This window comes from Methylosinus trichosporium OB3b (genome assembly GCF_002752655.1).
GTDB classification, from domain to species: Bacteria; Pseudomonadota; Alphaproteobacteria; order Rhizobiales; family Beijerinckiaceae; genus Methylosinus; species Methylosinus trichosporium.
This window is the reverse complement of record NZ_CP023737.1, coordinates 1,877,120-1,891,885: the sequence shown is the minus strand read 5'-3', so window position 1 is coordinate 1,891,885 and position 14,766 is coordinate 1,877,120. Positions and strand designations below refer to the sequence as shown.

The window sequence follows — 14,766 nt, the reverse complement described above, 5'->3', positions numbered from 1 at the left end:
ATCGAGGCGCCCGAGCAGGCGTCTTTGAAGCCGCCTGCGCCATCGACGCGAGGTTCGATCTCCTCGCTCGAGGCCTGCGCGCGCCTCCGCGCCACGGGAGCCACGCATAGGAGATTTGCGAATGAATGTGCAGTTCGATCCGAAGTCCGCTGCGACGCCTTCGTCGCATAAGAAGCGGGTCGCCATCGTCGGCGGCGGCCCCGGCGGATTGTTCACCGCCCGTCATCTCGCCGACAAGGCCGGCGACGCCTGCGAGATCGTGATCTTCGAGGCGAGCGAGCGGCCGGGCGGAAAGATCGTCACGCGCGAGTTCCCCGGAGTCGGTCCATATGAGGCGGGCGTCGCCGAAATCTACGATTATTCGAGCCGCGGCCCCGATCCCCTGCGCCAGCTGATCGTCGACGAGCTCGGGCTCGGCATCAAGCATATCTCCGGCGGCCCCTGCGTCATCGATCGCAAGATCATTCTGTCGCCAGACGATCTCGCGCAGAATTTTTCCGAGCGCACGCGCGACGAGGTCGTCGCCTTTCGCACGAGATGCGCGGAAATGCTCGGTCCCGACGCCTTCTATCACTCCGTCGCAGAGGTCGACAACGCGCATCCCTGGTCGCAGATCTCGGCCGAGGCGCTGCTCACGCGCGAGATAAGCGACGAGACCGCTCGCCGCTATGTGCGCGCCATGGCGCATAGCGACGTCTCGGCGCCGCCGCACCAGACCAACGGCCTCACCTTTCTGAAGAACGCGCTGATGGACGTTGACGGCTACATGGATATCTATTCGGTGATCGGCGGCAATGAGCAGATCGTCGAACGCCTCGTCGACGATCTCGACGCCGAGCTGCGCCTCAACTCCATCGTGCGTTCGGTGCAGCCGCTGGGCGACGGAACCTATGCGCTCGAGGTCGACTGCAACGGCTTCGTCGAGACGCAGATTTTCGATTATGTCGCGCTCGCCCTGCCGCTCACCGCTCTGTCGATGATTCATTGGCGCTCGACGCTGCTGCAGGAAACGATCGACCGCCACATCGCTTATTTCGATCGGCCCGGCCATTATCTGCGCGCGACGCTGCTGTTCGAGCGTCCGTTCTGGCGCGAGCATATTCCCGCCGACTGGTTCATGCTCGACGCATTCGACGGCTGCTGCGTCTATGACGAGAGCGCGCGCCACGACTTCGGCCAGCTCGGCGCGCTCGCCTTTCTCATCGCCGGCAACGCCGCCTTGAGCCTCGCCAATGTCGCAGACGAGCGCATCGAGAGATTGTGCCTCGACGCGCTGCCGCCCCAACTGTCGCAGGCGCATGATCTGCTGCTCGATCGGCGTGTCCATCGCTGGATGGCGTCGGTCAATGCGCTCCCCGGCGGGTTGAGGACGCGGCGCCGCGCCGTCAATCATCGTCCCGAGCCACGCAAGCTCCCCGGCATTCTGATGGTCGGCGATTACATGTTCGACGCGACGTTGAACGGCGTGCTCGACTCGGCCGATGCGGCGACCGACATCATTCTCACCGACATATTGTGGTCGCGCCGTGCGCCGCTCGTCGAGAGCGGCTCGACGGCGGGCGCTGCGACCGAGGCGACGCTGGAGCGATTCTTTCCCGCCGACGCGGTCGCCGACATGTTGCGCATCGCCTTCGGCGTCGAGAAGGGCGCTTCGATTCTCCATATCGGCTCGGCGTCCGGACGCATGGTCGCCGCGCTGCGCGCCCTCGGCTTCGACGCGCATGGACTGGAGCCCGATTCCGCGCTGCACGCCGAAACCGCGCCGGGGCTCGAACGCTATAATCGATTGGGCGATCCGACCGATCTGCCGTTCCAGGACGGCGCGTTCGAGGTCCTCGTCGAAACCGGCCTCGATCGCCTCGAGCCGCAGCAGGGCGCGCGCGCCATTGCTGAATTCTCTCGCGTGTGCCGGCGCGGCGTTCTGCTCGGCGCAGTGACGACCGATCTGCCGATCGACCTGATCGAGCGCCACGATCTCCTCCATGGCGTGCGCACGCTGGCCTCGCGCTGGGATTGGTCGGAGAAGCTCTACGCCGCCGGCTTTTCGCATGAGCTGATGGATCATCGGCTCGACGAAGTGTGGAAGCGCGCGGTCGAGGCCGGCGCCGGCGCCGGACATTGGTACGAAGACGCCGAATCGGTTCTCTACTGCTTCTATCAGCGCGGCGAGGCCTTGGCTGGCGCGGCCGCGAGCGATGCGAGCCCCGAGATTCCGATGGAGCGAATCGCGCTCGCGGCTCCAGGAGCCGCCTGACGTCTTCGCGCAATGACAGACAGCTTTTCCACGAGACGAGATTGGAGTTGCATCATGGGGAACGCATTGACGCAGAAGGAGCAGAAGGTCGTGGCGGCGCGCGCCTGGCGCCTGTTCTTCGACCGACGCGAGGAGGGCGAGGAGACGATTGCCGTGCGCGAGCCGCGCAATGTCGCCGTCGTCCTGAAGCCGATCGAGGCGCAGGAGACGCTCGCGCAGGGCGCTCCGGCGGAGGACGGATCGCTCGATCTCATCTGGATGCCGCCCGGCGCCAATTATCCGCTGAATGTCGAGCGCGAGGCGGAAAGCTGGCTCGATGACGCGGCGACCGCGTTGCGCCGTTTTCCGGTGCGCGCGGGAATTCGCACGGTGCGCGTGTTCTGGCATGACAGCCGCGTTCTGCTCTACGCCAATCCCGAGCAGGTGAACGACGCCATCGACGCGATCATTCGCTTCACCGCGACCGAGCGCGAGCTGTCCGCGTTGGATACGGCGATCGCCGCCAATTGGCGTGTGATCGACGCCGATGCGGCGCTCACCCATGACGTCGCCCGCCGCGACCAGAGTCGTCAGACGCATGTGAATGAGATGACGGAGCGTGCGACGCGCATGCAGATGTCGCGCCTGCGCGTCGAGCGCGCGCTGGAGCAGCTCGATCCGCGGCTGGTCGAATCTTCCAAGCGGCTCTACGCCGAGCTCTCGCTCGCCGCCGCGCAGCACGATCGGCTCGATCTGATCGACGAGCCGATTCAATTCGCGATCGACCATTACGAACTCGCCAACACGCGTCTCATCGAGGCGAGGAACGCCTCGAAGGATCGCGCGCATGCGCTGATCGGCCATGGGCTCGAGGTGGTGATCGTGGCGTTGCTCCTCGCGGAGCTGATCGCGACCGTTCTGGCGATTCGCATCGGCGGCTGACGCGCTCGAGGCGCGGCGCCTCGTGGCGCCGCGCTTCATCAAAAGCGCACGGATGTCTCGATGAGGCCATAGGCCCCGGACTTGTTGTATTGATCATAGGCGTAGCCGCCGGCGATGGTCGTATGGAACGGACCCATTTCGGAGATCGTCAGATGCGCGCCCGCTTTCCACATGTAATCGCGGGCGTTGGTCTCCAGCACGCCCTGCGGTCCGACATAGATGTTCGTCGCCGAGAAGAAGCTGCCGAGATTGAAATGCTCGAAGATGAGATAGCCGGGCCTGACGTCGACATAGCTGGTCTGGAACGCCGTGCTATAGGCGCCATAGCCATAGAACATGGTCTGATCGGTCGGATTGGCGTCGACCTGCAGCGCGACATTGAATCCCCATCGTGTGCCGCGCGCCGGGTTTTCCGGATCCGGCTGCGACAGGCCCTGATGCACCACGCCGCCGCCGATGAGGGCGAGCACGGAGTAGCGATCGGTGACGAATTCATAGCCGAAGAGAAAGGCGCCTTCCTGATAGCGACCCGAGACCTTGCCGAATTCCCTGATCCCCGGAAGGCCGACGTCGCTGAAGGGAACATCCGCATCCTCCCCGGCGATCGGATAATCATAGCGTCCGAAGCCGAGGCCGAGGCGCGTGCGAAATCCCGATTCCTCGAGATTGCTCTGCAGTGCGAAAGTGCCTTCGAGATATTGATCCCAGATGCGTCGGGTCGTCGCCGTCGAATAGGAGGTGATCTCGATCGTGGGGGGAATGGCCGGCGCAGGCGGCGGCGGCAGGAGGGAATCGGCGGCGTTCACGCCGAGGCTCGCCATGCAGGCGCAGAACGGCAATGCCCCGCGGCAAATGCGCTTCACGATGGTCTCTCCGAAGGGCTCGAACGAAACTGGATTGAAGAACACGCCACATCGAGAGCCGAGCATACGCGCCGCGCAGGCTCTTGACACTCCGCACAAACCGGCGCGGACCATGCGTATTTGTACAGAATCTTCGTTCGCGCGCGCTCGTCTCGACGCCGCCGACCGAGGACGAAGCGCGTCGGAGCTAGGAACCGACGCCGCCCTGCCGACGCCGAGCCGTTTTCGGCGACCTCGTTCCGGCGCCCGAGGCGATTGCGGCGCCGATTCGTGCATCATCGCAATCGTGGAGAAATCTCATGCGTATCGCCTTAGCCGCCCTCCTGGCCGGCATCATCCTCACGCCCTGCGCGGTCGGAGCGCAGCCTCTCGCGAATGACGCGGAAATAAGAAGCGCCTTCGCCGGCAACACGGTCTCCGGCGAAGAGAAGGGGCAGGCCTATGTCGAATATTTCGCGCCCGACGGACATATCGTCGGCGTCAATCACGAAGGCAGATACAAAGGCAATTGGCAGATTTTCAAGAACCGCATGTGCGTGAGCTATGAGGAGGACAATGGCAAGGCGAGCGCCTGGGATTGCTCGCATGTCGGCCTCAGCGGCGCGAGGCTCAGCTGGACGCAGGACGGCGAGACGTCCTATTCGACCATCGCCGCCGGCAATCCGCGCGGGCTGTGACGGCGCGCCTTCGCGACGACAGCGCGTCGCCGCCTCCTCGCGGCGACGCTCATCACGAGCAGCTTCGGATCGCGGGTCTCGCTCCTTCGCGATAGGCGCGCTGTTATTATCCCCAGGGGATTTTCGCATTTGCCGAGGCTTGCGGAGTTTCCCTTATTTCTGCCTGCGGCTGGATCGTGAATATTAACTAAGATTTATTTTTCTCATCTCTGGCGGCGCAGGCGCCGCGCGGCGGGGAGACATTGATTCGGAGCAATCTTCGATGCCGAGCTGCGCCGCGCCCGTCCTGACGACCGACCCGGAGCCCAGAGCGGGCGACGCCGACCGGCTTCTGCGCAAGCTCGCCGAAACCCTGTCCCCAGCGAAGATCGACGCGCATGAGGTCGCGATCGTCATCGCGCATCCTGACGACGAGACGATCGGCTGCGGCGCGAGCCTGTCGCGACTCGCAGGCGCATCGATCATCCTGGCCACGGATGGCGCGCCGCGCAACGGCGTGGACGCGGCGCGCGCCGGCTTCGCGTCATCGGTGGAATATGGCGCGGCGCGATCACGGGAGCTGCGCGCCGCGCTCGCGGCGGCTGGCGTCGACGCCAGCCGCATCATTGCGCTCGGCGTCGCCGATCAGGACGTCTGCGCGTCGCTCGCGCCGATCGCGCGTCGACTCGCTTCGATTTTCGAGAGTCTCGACATTCGCGTCGTGCTCACGCATGCGTATGAAGGCGGGCATCCGGATCATGACGGTGTCGCCTTTTGCGTCGCGGCCGCCGCGCGTCTGCTCGGCGCGCACGGGCCAAAGATCATCGAAATGCCCTTCTATCATCTCGCGGACGATGGCGTGTCTCTGGCGACGCAGCGCTTCTGCGACGGAGAGGACGATGTCGTTCTCGAGCTGACGTCGCCCGATCGGCGCATGAAGGCGGCGATGATGGCCGCTCATTCGACTCAGGCGGAGACGCTGCGCGCCTTCGGCTGCGAGGCCGAGCGCTTCCGTCGCGCCAAGGCGCATGATTTTCATGCGCTTCCGAACGGCGGACGGATATTCTATTCGACATTCGACTGTGGGTTCTCTGCATCCGATTGGCCCGCGGCGGCGCGCGCGGCGCTGCAGCGCATCGGTCTCGAGCGCGCGCCGCGCAAATGGTTTTCGTTCGCGTAAGTTGCTCGCGTGGGATTTCTGCGCCCGCACGCCCATTCGCCGGCTCGTCGGCGCCGCAACGAAAGCGCCCGTCATGAACGCCCGCACCATAAATTCGTACATCGCTTGCCAATTGCACAAGGAGATCGGCGAACTCGAGGCGAGCGTCGCCGGATTGCAGCGCGAGCGCGACAATTGCCTCTCGCGACGGCTCGCAGCTTTCAAAGAGCGCCTCGCACGCCGAGGACGTCCGGCGCCTCCCGTTCGACGCGACGCTGCGCCGCCGCAGGGCGGCGACATTCGCAAGCATCGCGTGGCGCAGCCGGGCGAGCGTCTGCTCATCGATATGACCAATACGATCGCCTGCGATTTCGTCAGCGGCATTCAACGCGTGGTGCGTCGTCTCGCCGCCGAATCGACAGCGACGGGCGCGGGTCTGCCGGTGGTGCTGGAGGACGGCGAGCTATATGCCTGCGCCGAGGGAAAGCGTCGCGACAGGGTCGAGCTCGCGGCGGGCGACAAATTCATCATGGCCGATGCGAGCTGGCACGATCTGCGCGGTTGCCGCAAGGCGATGGAGCATGTCTCGCGCCGGGGCGGCTCCAATGTGCTCGTGCTGCACGACATTCATCCGCTGCTCTATCCGGGTTTGTTTCATCCGGAGAATGTCGAGACGTTTTCCACTTGGTTCGATTCGGCGGCGATCGCGAGCGACGCGTTGATCGCCGTGTCGCGCAGCTCCGCGGAGGAGTTTCTCGGCTATGCGATCGCGAACGGAACGAGCGTCAATCCCGAGATGCGCATCGGATGGAGCCATCCGGGAGCCGATGTCGACGCCGAGACCGAGGCCGGCGCCTCATTCGAGGCGGCCGCGATTTGCGCGAGCGCGACTCCGTTCTTCTTGAGCGTCGGCACGCTGGAGCCGAAGAAGGGCTATCCGATCGCGCTCGACGCTTTCGAGCGCGCTTGGTCGAGCGGGGTCGACGCGCGTTATGTGATCGTCGGGCGTCGCGGCTGGAACACGCGCGCGCTCGAGCGGCGCATTCTGTCGCATCCCGAATTCGGCCGGCGCTTGTTCTGGTTCGATCGAGCAGGAGGCGCCGACCTCGCTTATCTCTATCGCCATGCGCATCGCCTCGTCGCCGCATCGGTCGCCGAAGGCTTCGGCCTGCCGCTGATCGAGGCGGCGCATTTCGGCCTTCCATCGATCGCCAGCGATATTCCGGTGTTTCGCGAGGTCGGCGGCGATGCGGCCGTCTATTTCGACGTGACCGACAGCGCCAGTCTGTCGATGCGCATTCGCGAGGCTTGCGTTCGGCGCCCGGCGCCCGTCGCGCTGCCGCGGCGGCGGAGCTGGCGCGAGGCGGCGACTGAATTATTCGCACGCATCCGTAACGAAGATTACCAATTCGGCTCTTTTGCATGGCGCCTCGCCGGCTCCGTCGGACAGGACGGCGCCGAGCGCGCTCGCACCCTGCGCGCCGTGTCGTGAGCATGACATTCTGCTGCGAGACCGCTATGACCCTGGATGGCGCCACACGACCGAAGCTGCTGATCGTCACGGACGACGCCAATATGGGGGGAACCTATCGCGTCGCCGAGCAGCTCGTCGCCGGCGTCGCGGCGAGCTTCGATCTTCGCTTCGCCTGTTCTTTCGAGGCGAAGAATGCGGCGTCGCTCGAAAGAATGGGACGCGACGGCGTCGCGCTGTTCGATTACCGCGCCAGCGAGCGCAATCCGCAGCGCTCCGCTTTCGCCTTCGAGGACGCGCAGCGACTGCTCGACGCGGCCGATCCGGATGTGATCGCGCTCGTCGAAGGCGGCGAGATCTGGTCGTTCTCGGCGCTGAAGCAGGTCGCCGCGGCGCGCGGCATTCCTTATGTCGTGTCGATCAATTTGCTCACCGACGAGTGCGTGCGGCGCTACGCCGAGTTGCACGGGAAAGCGATCGAGACGCTGCGCGCGGCGCAGGCCATCGTGTTCGTATCGCAGGCGAGCCGTCGTCGTTTCGAAGCGCTGCTGCCTCGTATCGACACGCCGAAACATGTCGTCCTCAACAGCCGTCCGGCGCGCTATTTCGCGATCGGCGACGCCGATACGCGGCGGAGCGCACGCGCGTCGCTCGGCCTGCGCGAGGACGAGACCGCGTTTCTCTGCGCCGCGCGCATAGAGCCGCGCAAAGGGCAGGCGCTCTGCCTCGAGGCGTTGGAGCGGCTGCGCGAGCAAGGACGATTGTCGGGCCTGCGTGTCGTGCTGGCCGGGGGCGGCGACGTGGAGGCGCTGCATCGCTCCATCGCGTCGAAGCGGCTCGGCGAGCATGTGCTGACGCTCGGCGCGCGCGACGATGTGCCGAGTCTGCTCGAAGCCTGCGACGCTTTTGTCCTGCCCTCCTATTCGGAAGGAATGCCGCTGTCGATCATCGAGGCGATGGCGAAGGGGCGCGCAGTGATCGCGACGGCGGTCGACGGCGTTCCCGAGCAGCTCGATCGTCTGTCGGGGATTCTGCTGCCGGCGCCGTCTCTCGCGCGCGACGAGTGTGTCGCTGCGCTCGCCGACGCCATGGCGGCGCTGCGCGTTGATCCGCGCACGCGGGAGGATATGGGCCGCTGCGCGCGGCTGCGCGCGCTCGAGTTGTTCGATGAAACGCGCATGATCGACGAATATCGGGCGATCCTCTCGAACGCCGCTTCGCGCGCTCGGGGAGGGCGGCGGCTCTCTGCGCTACGCGCTCTTCTTTCGTCGCGCGAGGCCGTGAGCAGCCGCGAGCGCCAATCGCTGCGTGGACGTGCGCCGCGCTTGCCGAAGCTCGCGCAATGGGGAGACGAGAGCGCGCGGCGGGAGATTGCGCGACTGCGGGCGATGCGGCGCGATCTGCGCGATGGCTTCGCCCCCGGCTCGCAGATCGAGCTCGGCGATCCGGCGCAATGTTGGAACGTGGCGCATGATGGTTGGGACGTCGCCGAGGATGACGGCGTCTGGAACGACGGCGGGGTTTCCATCCTTCGGCTGCGCTTGCGCCGCCCGATGCGCCGGCTGCGTCTCCAATTCGATCTCACGCCTTTCTCGCCGGAGGGGCGACGGCAGGAGACGGATGTGTTCTGCGGCGGCGCGCTCGTCGCGAGCTGGCGCTTCGACACGCAGGTCCGGGAGCGCCGCGGCGTCGACATTCGTCGGCGGGAGAGCGGTCGGATATTGGAGCTGCGCTTCGTTCACAAGACGTGCGTTTCGCCGCGCGCGGCCGGTTTGTCGTATGACGCGCGTGAGCTGGCGATATTCCTGCACCGCATCGAGATCCTGGCTATCCCGTTGAGTGAGCGTCTGCACGAGATGTTCCGTCTCGACGCGGACGTCATGGCCGCTCGGCATGAGGCAGAGCGCGCGCCGGCGGAATGATCACGCCGCATTCGCCTTTGCGCGGAAATAGTGAAAGTCGCCACGGGCGACGATGCGATCGCCGGGGGCGATCTCATGCGGCTCCAGCGTCGACTGCGCGGTCAGCCGATCATAGATCGGGCCGAAATCCTGGTAGCAGGCGTCGAGCAGGCTCTGAAAGCTGTCGACGACGAAATAGCTCTGCTGGAAATCATCGATGATGTAGCGCGTGCGCATGACGCGTTCGAGATCGAAGCGGATGCGATTGGGGGAAGTGTCCTCGAGCGCGAATACGCTCTCGGCCGGCGACGAGAGAATTCCCGCGCCGAAGATGCGCAGTCCCGCAGGCGTCGAGACGAGCCCGAACTCGACCGTATACCAATAGAGGCGGGCGAGCTCGGCCAATTGTCCGCGGGCCAGCGCGCGCCTTCCGCCCTCGCCATAGGCTTGCAGAAAGCGCGCATAGATCGGATCGGCGAGCAGCGGGACATGGCCGAAGACGTCGTGAAAGACGTCGGGCTCCTCGAGATAGTCGAGCTCGGCCTCGGGTCGGATGAAGGCGCCGGCCGGAAAGCGCCGCTCGGCGAGATGATCGAAGAAGACGTCGTCGGGCACGAGACCGGCGACCGCGACGACGCTCCAGCCGGTGAGAGGCGCGAGCCGCGCGCTCAGCTCGGCGAAATCCGGCACGCCGCTCTGCGACAGCTGCAGCTTCTCCAATGCCGCGAGATAGTCGTCGCAAGCGCGCCCCGGCAGTAGCGCGAGCTGGCGCGCGGAAAGCCGCTTCCAGCGATCGTGCTCGGCGGCGCTATAGGACGACCAATCCTGGTCGATCGTCCAATCGGCGCGCATGGGCGCATTGGCGTAGCGGTTCTTCGGCGGATGCGTCGCGTCGTGATCGGTCGGCATCGCTGTCCCCAGCTGTCCTTTTTAGGAGAGATAGGGCGTGCATCGGCTTCTTGCAAAGCGCAGAGCTGTCTCGAGCGGGGCGAAAGGCGCGCCTTCAAGCGCGCATGCTGCATTCACGACGGGGATCGTCTGCGTCACCCCGGCGCGAAACGTGCGGTGAAATGGCGCAGGAACGGCGCCTGCCACAGGATGCGATAGGGCGGAATCGCGGCGCGGTCGGCGAACACCGTCTCGATCGTCTCGATCACATAATCGAAATGGCTCTGCGTGTAGACGCGGCGCGGAAAGGCGAGGCGCACCAATTCGCGCGGCGCCGGCGTCTCGGTCCCATCCGTTTCACGGCGCCCGAACATCACGCTGCCGAGCTCGACGCCGCGCACGCCGCCCTCGAGATAGAGCGCGTCGACCAGGCCGACGCCGGGGAAATCGGCTGGCGAAAGATGGGGGCAGAAGCCGGCGGCGTCGAGAAACACCGCATGTCCGCCGGCCGGCCGCACGATCGGCACGCCGCGCGCGATCAGCCGCGAGGCGAGATAATCGACGGTGGCGTGGCGATAGCGCTGATACTCCTCTTCCAGAGCTTCCATCAGCCCGACGGCGATGGCCTCGAGATCGCGCCCGGCGAGGCCGCCATAGGTGGGAAAGCCCTCGGTGAGAATGAGCAGATTGCGAAACTCCTCCGCCCAGCGATCGTCATTGCAGGCGAGGAAGCCGCCGATATTGGCGAGCCCGTCCTTTTTGGCGCTCATCGTCGCGCCGTCGCAGAGCGAGAACATTTCGCGCGCTATGTCGAGCAGCGGACGTTCCGCCTGGCCCTCCTCCCATTGCTGGATGAAATATGCGTTCTCGGCGAAACGGCAGGCGTCGAGCACGAGCGGGATTCCATGGGCCGCCAGCAGCGCCTTCGCCTCGCGCATGTTGCGCAGCGACACCGGCTGCCCGCCGCCGGCGTTGTTGGTCGCCGTGATCATGCAGAAGGGGATGGCCCTTGCGCCCTCGCGCTCGATCAGCCGCGCCAGCGCCCCCAGATCCATATCGCCCTTGAAGCGCTCGTCCGAATGAATGTCGCGGCTCTTCGGCGACGGCAGGTCGATCGCGCGCCCGCCGACATATTCGATATTGGCGCGCGTCGTGTCGAAATGGCTGTTGTTGGGGACGATGTCGCTCGGCTTCAGCCGCGTCGCGGCGAGGATGCGCTCGGCGGCGCGGCCCTGATGCGTCGGGAAGATATGGGTGAAACCGGTGATGTCGCGCACCGTCGCCTCGAACCGGCGCCAGGATCGGCTGCCGGCATAGCTCTCGTCGCCCTGCATCATCGCCGCCCATTGGCGGTCGGACATGGCGCCCGTGCCGCTGTCGGTCAGAAGATCGATGGTCACGTCGTCGGCGTCGAGCAGGAAGAGGTTGTAATGCGCCGCAGCCAGACGCTCGGCGCGCCGCGCCCGCGTCGTCATCGGCAGAGCCTCGGTCATTTTGATGCGGAACGGCTCGATGATCGTGCGCATGATCTCCTCCTTGCCGCTCTCTTCGAGATAGGGCGGATTTTGCGTCGGCGTGCGGGCTGTGGCACAAGGCGCATGCGAAGCGAGGAGCTCCCATGGCGGCCGACGTCACCTTTCCCGCCGCCGCCGCGGCGGGCGTTCTCTCATTCCTCTCCCCCTGCGTGCTGCCGCTGGTGCCGCCCTATCTCACCTTCATCGCCGGGGCGAGCCTCGAGGAGTTGACCATCGCGGGCAAGGCGCGGGCGAAGCGCGACGTGCTGATCGCCGCGCTGCTGTTCGTCGCCGGCTTTTCCACCGTCTTCGTGGCGCTCGGCGCCACCGCCAGCGTGTTCGGAAAAGTCCTGCGCGCCAATCTCGAAATTCTCTCGATCGCCGCCGGGCTGGCGATTATTCTGATGGGGCTGCATTTTCTCGGCGTGTTCAAGATCGGCCTGCTCTATCGCGAGAAGCGCTTCGAGGTCGGCCGCCCGGTCGGCCGGCTCGGCGCTTATGTAATGGGCCTCGCTTTCGCCTTCGGCTGGACGCCGTGCATCGGCCCGATCCTCGCCGCCATTCTCGCTGTCGCCGGCTCGCAGGAGACGGTGGCGCGCGGCGCCGCTCTGCTCGCTGTCTATTCGGCCGGCCTCGGACTCCCCTTCCTCGTCGCGGCGGCGGCGATGGGGCCGTTCATGGGCTTCATGCAGCGCTTCAAGCGGCATTTCGGCAAGGTCGAGAAAATTGTCGGCGCGCTGCTCGTCGTCACGGGCCTCGCCTTTCTGACCGGAGCGATGCAGAATATGTCCTTCTGGCTGCTGCAGACCTTCCCCGGCCTCGCGCAATTCGGCTGAGCTCGCCCATGTCCCGACCCCTGGATGAAAATCTCTTCACCGGCCCCATCGGCGCCGAATATCGGATGCTGGAGCTCATCTGTCCCAACGCCGCCGTTCTGGCCCGCCGCGTCGCCGAGCGGGTCGCGGGCTGGCGCGAGGGCGAGGCGCTCGAGGCGCTGGAGATCGGCTGCGGCTCGGGCGTGAGCACGCTGCCGCTGCTCGCCTATCGTGAGGACCTCCATCTCACCGCCATCGACAGCGCCGCTAAAATGCTCGATCAGGCGCGTTCGCATTTGTCCGCCTATGTCGACGCCGGGCGCGTCGCTTTCGTCGAGGTCGACGCGCTGACGAGCCTGCGCGCTCTGCCGGAGGCGAGCCTCGACGTGATCTCGTCGAACTACGCCATTCATAATTTCCTCGACGATTACCGTCATGACGCGCTCGCGGCGGCGTTTCGCGCGCTGAAGTCGGGCGGCCTGCTGCTGAACGGCGATCGTTACGCGATGGACGATCGCGCGGCGCATCTCGCCTCAACGCAAGCGGAGGTGCGCAGCTGGTTCGACAAGCTCGGCGCCCTCGGCCGCTATGATCTGCTCGAGGATTGGATCGCGCATCTCTTCAGCGACGAGTCGCCCGAGCACATCATGTATCTGACGCCGGCGTTGGCGCGGCTGGAAGCGCTGGGCTTCACCGCTGTCAGCGTCGAATATCGCGAAGGCGTCGACACTCTGGTGACCGCGGTCAAGCCCTGAGGGGCGATCGCAGGGCGCCGAAACGAAAACGACGCTGAAAAGAAAAACGCCGGACGTACCTCCGGCCCGGCGTTCGAGCCTCCGTGGCCGTGACGCCATCGGTTGCTCTATCTCCAGACATAAGAGCCCCCCGTGACCGGACAATGACGCGGGCGCGCGCGGCGTGGAAAATTTTCGCGCCGCCGCGGAGGACGCTTGACCACGCCTGGCGTGTTCCTTATACGTTCTCTTGTTCCGAGTATGTTCCGTCCCCGCGTAAACAAGTCCCCTAAAGTCCTCAGTAGTCGAGCGTTGTCGCGTCGGGTCCATGGTCGTTTTGCGCCGAGCGTCGCTTCCCGGCGCATCGTCGACCATGGGCCGCCGACGTGAGCGAGCACGGAGGTTGCGATGGCGAGCGCTGCAAAACGTCTGATCGAAAAGGCGGAACGAGCCGATTGGCGCGGGGCGGCGCGTCGCAGCCGCGCGGCGATCGGCGCGGTCGTGGATTTTTCCGCCGAGGAACGGCCCATCGTCGATCCGGCCCGCAGACGGGGCCGCGGCGCTCTCTCGAACCCGAGCGGACGTTTCGAGCGCGAGCAGCGCGTCGCCTCCGACGACGGATGGAATACGTTCGATGAGCCCGAAGCGCTGCGCACCAATATTCATGTCGAGCGGGCGCGGACGATCGTCACCCGCAACGATTCGCCGGATATTTCCTTCGACCGTTCGGTGAACCCTTATCGCGGCTGCGAGCATGGCTGCGTCTATTGCTATGCGCGGCCGACCCACGCCTATATGGGGCTCTCCTCCGGATTGGATTTCGAGACCGAGATTTTCGTCAAGGAGGGGGCGGCGCAGCTGCTGGAGCGCGAGCTCTCGGCGCCGGGCTATTCGCCCAAGACCATCGCCATCGGCGCCAATACCGATCCCTATCAGCCGGTCGAGAAGCGCTATCGAATCACCCGCGGGCTACTGGAGGTGGCGAGCCGCGCCGATCATCCGATCGGCATCGTCACCAAATCCTCTTTGGTCACGCGCGACATCGATCTGCTCGCGCCCATGGCCCGCAAGGGGCTCGTCAAAGTGGCGATCTCGGTGACGACGCTCGATCCGGCGCTGGCGCGGGCGATGGAGCCGCGCGCCGCCGCGCCGGAGCGCCGTCTCGCGACGATCGAGGCGCTGTCCGCGGCCGGAATTCCCGTCACGGTGCTGGTCGCGCCGATCATTCCGGGGATCAACGACGCCGAGATCGAGACGATTCTGACCCGCGCCCATGCGGCCGGGGCGCGCGAGGCCGGCTATGTGATGCTGCGCCTGCCGCTGGAGCTGAGGGAAGTGTTCAGCGAATGGCTGGTCACTCATTTTCCGGACAAGGCCCGGCATGTCCTGTCGCTGGTGCGCTCGGCGCGCGACGGCAAGCTCTATGACCCTTCCTTCGACAAGCGCATGACCGGGGACGGTCCCTACGCCTGGATGCTCGGCCGCCGATTCGAGGTCGCAGCGGCCCGGCTCGGCTTCTCCCACACGCGTCTGCGCTCCGATCTGTTCCGCGCGCCGCGCTGCGGGGCCGAGCAGCTCAGCCTGTTTTGA

12 protein-coding genes are annotated in these 14,766 nt (G+C 65.8%); 9 read left to right on the top strand and 3 right to left on the bottom strand.

Annotation, left to right across the window (positions count from 1 at the left end):
* Positions 1-121: 121 nt before the first annotated feature.
* Complete coding sequence (locus CQW49_RS09220; protein ID WP_004448126.1) at positions 122-2,254, top strand: FAD-dependent oxidoreductase; 2,133 nt, start codon at positions 122-124, stop codon at positions 2,252-2,254.
* A 54-nt stretch (positions 2,255-2,308) separates the two neighbouring features.
* A complete protein-coding gene (locus CQW49_RS09215; RefSeq protein ID WP_004448127.1) occupies positions 2,309-3,175 on the top strand; it encodes a hypothetical protein in 867 nt (288 codons plus the stop codon).
* A gap of 38 nt (positions 3,176-3,213) precedes the next feature.
* Here the strand turns inward: CQW49_RS09215 and bcsS are convergent, their stop codons facing one another.
* Positions 3,214-4,038, bottom strand: a complete 825-nt coding sequence (gene bcsS / locus CQW49_RS09210) for a cellulose biosynthesis protein BcsS (protein WP_157926077.1) — start codon at positions 4,036-4,038, stop codon at positions 3,214-3,216.
* 299 nt (positions 4,039-4,337) lie between these two features.
* Here bcsS and CQW49_RS09205 point away from each other — a divergent pair, with 299 nt between their 5' ends.
* The 4 genes from CQW49_RS09205 to CQW49_RS09190 all read left to right on the top strand — a co-directional run bounded on the left by CQW49_RS09205 (position 4,338) and on the right by CQW49_RS09190 (position 9,246).
* The gene (locus CQW49_RS09205) at positions 4,338-4,715 is read left to right on the top strand and encodes a hypothetical protein (RefSeq protein ID WP_004448132.1); all 378 of its coding nucleotides are present in this window, start codon (positions 4,338-4,340) and stop codon (positions 4,713-4,715) included.
* Between the two features lie 262 nt (positions 4,716-4,977).
* Positions 4,978-5,874 (top strand): PIG-L deacetylase family protein, encoded by an 897-nt coding sequence (locus tag CQW49_RS09200; protein WP_004448134.1) that lies wholly within the window; start codon positions 4,978-4,980, stop codon positions 5,872-5,874.
* Positions 5,875-5,947: 73 nt separating this feature from the next.
* Positions 5,948-7,345: a glycosyltransferase family 4 protein gene (locus CQW49_RS09195; RefSeq protein WP_157926076.1), complete on the top strand. Its 1,398-nt coding sequence runs from the start codon at positions 5,948-5,950 to the stop codon at positions 7,343-7,345.
* A gap of 26 nt (positions 7,346-7,371) precedes the next feature.
* On the top strand, positions 7,372-9,246 hold the full coding sequence (locus CQW49_RS09190) for a glycosyltransferase family 4 protein (protein WP_004448139.1): 1,875 nt from the start codon (positions 7,372-7,374) through the stop codon (positions 9,244-9,246).
* Here the strand turns inward: CQW49_RS09190 and phhA are convergent, their stop codons facing one another.
* Together phhA and CQW49_RS09180 are read right to left on the bottom strand one after the other, a co-directional pair.
* The gene (phhA, locus tag CQW49_RS09185) at positions 9,247-10,134 is read right to left on the bottom strand and encodes a phenylalanine 4-monooxygenase (RefSeq protein WP_004448142.1); all 888 of its coding nucleotides are present in this window, start codon (positions 10,132-10,134) and stop codon (positions 9,247-9,249) included.
* 134 nt (positions 10,135-10,268) lie between these two features.
* The gene (locus CQW49_RS09180) at positions 10,269-11,639 is read right to left on the bottom strand and encodes a tryptophanase (protein WP_004448143.1); all 1,371 of its coding nucleotides are present in this window, start codon (positions 11,637-11,639) and stop codon (positions 10,269-10,271) included.
* Between the two features lie 92 nt (positions 11,640-11,731).
* Between CQW49_RS09180 and CQW49_RS09175 the strand changes: the two genes are divergently transcribed.
* The 3 genes from CQW49_RS09175 to CQW49_RS09165 all read left to right on the top strand — a co-directional run bounded on the left by CQW49_RS09175 (position 11,732) and on the right by CQW49_RS09165 (position 14,766).
* Positions 11,732-12,463, top strand: a complete 732-nt coding sequence (locus CQW49_RS09175; RefSeq protein WP_004448145.1) for a cytochrome c biogenesis CcdA family protein — start codon at positions 11,732-11,734, stop codon at positions 12,461-12,463.
* A gap of 8 nt (positions 12,464-12,471) precedes the next feature.
* Positions 12,472-13,197, top strand: a complete 726-nt coding sequence (locus tag CQW49_RS09170) for a class I SAM-dependent methyltransferase (protein ID WP_004448147.1) — start codon at positions 12,472-12,474, stop codon at positions 13,195-13,197.
* A 387-nt stretch (positions 13,198-13,584) separates the two neighbouring features.
* Positions 13,585-14,766, top strand: a complete 1,182-nt coding sequence (locus CQW49_RS09165; RefSeq protein ID WP_004448149.1) for a PA0069 family radical SAM protein — start codon at positions 13,585-13,587, stop codon at positions 14,764-14,766.